The following is a 4126-nucleotide window of genomic DNA, read 5'->3' on the forward strand; positions in this document are numbered from 1 at the left end:
CGGTAGGGCATACCGGATCTAAAGCTTGGGGAGATTTGCCCTCTAGCCTGGTTGGAGCAATCCTGCTAGGTTATGGCGAGTCTGTGAACCAAGAATCCTCGTGCCTTTAGGCCGAGGAGTGTCAACTACTGGTTAAATGCAAGATGCCCATGAATGAATACCTTTCTCCTACGAACTTGTTAAGATAGACCTAACTTTGGTCGCTTTATTAAGGAACAGGGGACGTTTAACGTGACTTTTACCATTCAACAGGCACTGATCGCCACAGAGGAGGGATATGGTCGGATTGATGTTCAAATTGAGGGAGATCGGATTGAGGCGATCGCACTCCATCCCGGAACGGACATCACACCGCAACTTGAGCCACGAGGAACAGTTATTGATGGAAGCTATAAACTCCTATTAGCGGGTTTTGTTAATGCCCATACCCACTCGTCGGAAATGTGGCAACGGGGGCTGATTCCCCCCTACCCTTTGGAATTATGGATTGGGGAACTCCACGAATTTTCTCCCCTCAATCCCCAACAAATCTATCTCAGTGCCTTGTCCACAGCCCTAGAAACGCTACTGTCTGGGGGGACTTCTGTGGTGGATCATTTAGTCCTCATTCCGGGGCAGGAAGTGGAAACGGTGGCGGCGGCTGTGAAAGCCTATCAGGAAATCGGCATCCGGGCATTTATTGGCCCGTTGATTCAAGATCAAGCCCTCGCTTCTGGAATACCTGATGGAGGGGCGGAGCGAAAACATGGTCAATTTTACTGCACCACTGAGCAGGTTTTAGCCATGATGGAGACGGTGGTGGAACGGTTTCATCGACCCCAAGAAGGTATTAGTATCATGGTGGCTCCCACGGGGATTCAATTATGTTCTGATGCCTTATTTCAAGGTTGTATTGAATTAAGCGATCGCCATAATCTCTGTCGTCATGCCCATTTATTGGAAACCAAGGCCCAAAAACTCCTAGCCTACGAGAAATATGGCTTCAGTGCGGTAGAACATCTGCATAGCTTAGGATATCTTAATGAGCGCACCTCCTTAGCCCATTGTGTTTGGTTAGAGGAGAGAGATATTAAAATCTTGGCCGAAACCGGATCTACAGTTGTTCATAATCCCCTCAGTAACTTGCGTTTGGGCAGTGGGATTGCCCCCCTGTTGAAATACCGTCAAGCTGGGGTGAATGTGTCCTTTGGCTGTGATGGGGCGGCCAGTAATGATGGTCAAGACCTGTTAGAAGCGATTAAAATTGGCTCAATGCTGCACAATATCACAGACCCCGACTATCGGCACTGGATTACCCCTCGCCAGTCTGTGGAAATGGCGGCTTTGGGGGGTGTCAAGGGTTTAGGCATGGATGGGGAAATGGGGTCAGTGGAAGTCGGGAAAAAAGCCGATTTAGTGCTGTATGACCTGACCAGTTTATCCCTCTTGCCCCGTACCGATCCGATTGGTTTATTGGTGACAGGTCGCCCCACGCAAGCGGTAGCCGATGTTTGGGTCAATGGCGATCGCATAGTCAGCAACGGACAACCCACCCGCCTAGACGTAGACAACCTACGCCAAAATCTGCTGCAATATGGGGAATGGACGACCAACCGTCAATCTAGCAATATTGCGCAAATGGAAGCCCATTATCGTCAAGTGATGGGATTGTCCTAAACCGTTCCCCTTCAATGACCCCGACCTGAAGGGCGTGAGGTGGGGGTATACACAAGGAGTTTTTTGATGAATGACACTGATCTGGCTTTTACCTCTGCCTTAGAACAAGCCCAACTCATCCGCAGGGGTCAAGTTTCCCCCTTAGAACTGACTCAACTGTATTGCGATCGCATTGCCCAACTGAACCCCCGTCTAGGCAGTTTCTTTTATGTCGCTCAAGAACAAGCGATCGCCGAAGCCCAAGCCAAAACCGAACAACTCACCCAAATCGCCCCCCAAAACCTACCCCCCTTTTTTGGCGTTCCCACCGCCATTAAAGACCTCAACCCTGTTGCGGGGATGCCCTTCACCTGTGGCAACCTCGCCCTGAAAGACAACATCGCCCAATATGATGAAGGCGTAGTCCAGAAAATCAAGGGAGCGGGGTTCACCCTTTTAGGCAAAACCGCCGCCTCAGAATTTGGGGCCTGGCCCTACGTTGAACCCCCCGGATTCCCCCCCAGTCGTAACCCGTGGAACCTCGATTACACCTCCGGCGGCTCCAGTGGAGGAGCGGCCAGTGCCGTAGCGGCTGGTCTCTGTGCCGTCGCTCAGGGTTCCGATGGAGGCGGTTCCATTCGCACTCCCGCCGCCTGTTGTGGCATTGTCGGACTCAAACCCAGTCGCGGCCGTGTCACCCACGCCCCAGCCGGAGATTACCTCAACGGCATTGCCACCGATGGGATATTAACCCGCACCGTCGCCGATGCCGCCGCCCTCTTGGACGTGATGAGCGGCTATGTGGTGGGAGATCCCTATTGGTTGCCTGCTCCCCCCCAGCCTTTTCTAGAAGCCCTGAAACACCCTCCCCAGTCCCTACGCATCGCCTTTTCTACCAGTATCACCCCCATTGGTCCGGCCAGTGAACCCTGTCAACAGGCTGTCAGGCAAACGGTACAACATTTAGCCGACTTGGGACACCACCTCACCGAAGCCAGTCCTGATTTCACCGGGCTGACAGAACCCTTTATCCGCGTGTGGCAAGCCGGAACCGCCTTCTCCGGGCTTCCCCTTGAGGCCTTAAGCCCCATGAATCAATGGTTAGTCCAACAGGCCGGCAGCGCGGGAGACTACTTGCAAGCGGTGGTTCAAATGCAGGTCATTGCCCGGCAAATTGTCGCCTTTTTTGAGTCCTTTGATTTGTTGGTGTTACCTGTTCATCTTCATGCCCCCCCTCGGGTGGGAGAATGGGCTAATCTCAGTCCTGAAGCGACTTTAGAGAAGATTATTCAGTGGATTGCTCCCTGTCCGGGGGTGAATGCGGCGGGCTTACCTGCGATCGCTCTTCCGGTCTTGTTTGACCCCCAAGGTTTACCCATCGGAGTTCAACTGGTGGGCAAACCTGCCGATGATGCAACAGTTTTGGCCGTTGCGGCTCAATTGGAACAACGTCAACCTTGGATCCAGCACCGTCCCAGTGAATCATTAGGGCTTACTGAATAGGTCAGGGAGCAGGGGAGCAGGGGAGCAATTATCAATTATCTATTTCCTATTCCCTATTCCCTATTCCCAAGGGGACTAGGGCATTAAAGGACTACCATCCTCAATATCCAATTCGATGTTAGGGCCGCGGTCTAAAACTTCAATATCCCATTGGCCCCGTCGGGAGGTTTCAAAGACGATGTAACGACCATCGGGGCTGATTTTGGGGTTGCGAATCCAGTGACGATAACTATTATTGAGGATTTCCGACCGTTCTAAGGCTTGATCATACAGGGCTATGACCGGACGACCGCGATCGCTCACCAAATACACAATATAACGACCAGTACGACTTAGACTCGGACGTTGGGCGATCGCACCCGGTTGATTTAACCCCCGTAACTGCACAAATTGCCGTGTTTGTAGGTTATACACCGCAATTTCCGTCCCCCCATTACGATTGGTAATAAACGCCAACAGACGACCATCCCCACTTAAAGCAGGTTGCTCGTCATTGTACAAACTATTGAGAGACACCGCAGAAGGTGGGGGAGGAGTCTCACCACAGGCAGAGGCCAGCGTTAGAAGAGAGAGTCCCACCCCCCAAAAGCACAACGTTTTCCAGAGTCCAGAACAAATCGAGGATTGCACAGAAGGAGTTGTTGACATACTCACCGTGCTGAAGCAACGGTGATTCTTGACACCTCAACGACTGACGCTGGCGAACCAGTCTTACTCTGTCTCCGTGTCCGTTTAGAGTCGTGGCGATGCCCCATCCCGACTTTATCTATATTTTTAGCGGCATTCTCATCGCGGTCGTGAGTAGTACCACAGCTTAGGCAAGTAAGAGTTCTCACACTAAGATCAAGTTTTCCCCATTGATATCCACAGTGAGAGCACACCTGACTAGTGGGCTCCCATCTACTGACCGTTGAGAATGTTCTGCCATACTTTTCAGCCTTAGATTCGCAAAGAGTTCTAAACTGTCTCCATCCTTGCTGACTAATTG

Annotated in this window: 4 protein-coding genes and 1 pseudogene; 3 read left to right on the top strand and 2 right to left on the bottom strand. The window is 51.8% G+C overall.

Annotated features, from left to right (window positions below; genetic code table 11):
• From K4A83_RS23790 to K4A83_RS22245, 3 genes and pseudogenes are all read left to right on the top strand, one after another.
• A pseudogene (locus K4A83_RS23790) lies at positions 1-110 on the top strand (RNA-guided endonuclease InsQ/TnpB family protein); the annotation flags it as partial.
• Positions 111-231: 121 nt separating this feature from the next.
• Positions 232-1656: an amidohydrolase gene (locus tag K4A83_RS22240; RefSeq protein WP_265266903.1), complete on the top strand. Its 1425-nt coding sequence runs from the start codon at positions 232-234 to the stop codon at positions 1654-1656.
• Between the two features lie 66 nt (positions 1657-1722).
• Entirely contained in the window at positions 1723-3138 is a 1416-nt protein-coding gene (locus tag K4A83_RS22245; RefSeq protein WP_265266904.1) for an amidase, read from the top strand.
• A 75-nt stretch (positions 3139-3213) separates the two neighbouring features.
• Here K4A83_RS22245 and K4A83_RS22250 read toward each other — a convergent pair whose 3' ends face one another.
• Positions 3214-3786 carry a TolB family protein gene (locus tag K4A83_RS22250; protein WP_265266905.1) on the bottom strand — a complete coding sequence of 191 codons (573 nt, stop codon included), beginning with the start codon at positions 3784-3786 and terminating at the stop codon, positions 3214-3216.
• A 2-nt stretch (positions 3787-3788) separates the two neighbouring features.
• Positions 3789-4126: zinc ribbon domain-containing protein (locus tag K4A83_RS23795; RefSeq protein WP_407810272.1), on the bottom strand; the 338-nt coding region annotated here is incomplete at its 5' end.

The organism is Spirulina subsalsa FACHB-351, from assembly GCF_026130165.1.
GTDB classification, from domain to species: Bacteria; Cyanobacteriota; Cyanobacteriia; order Cyanobacteriales; family Spirulinaceae; genus Spirulina_A; species Spirulina_A subsalsa_A.

Coding starts and splice junctions, on each gene's coding strand:
- K4A83_RS22245 (WP_265266904.1), top strand. CDS start 1,723: ATGAATGACACTGATCTGGCTTTTACCTCTGCCTTAGAACAAGCCCAA.
- K4A83_RS22250 (WP_265266905.1), bottom strand. CDS start 3,786: ATGTCAACAACTCCTTCTGTGCAATCCTCGATTTGTTCTGGACTCTGG.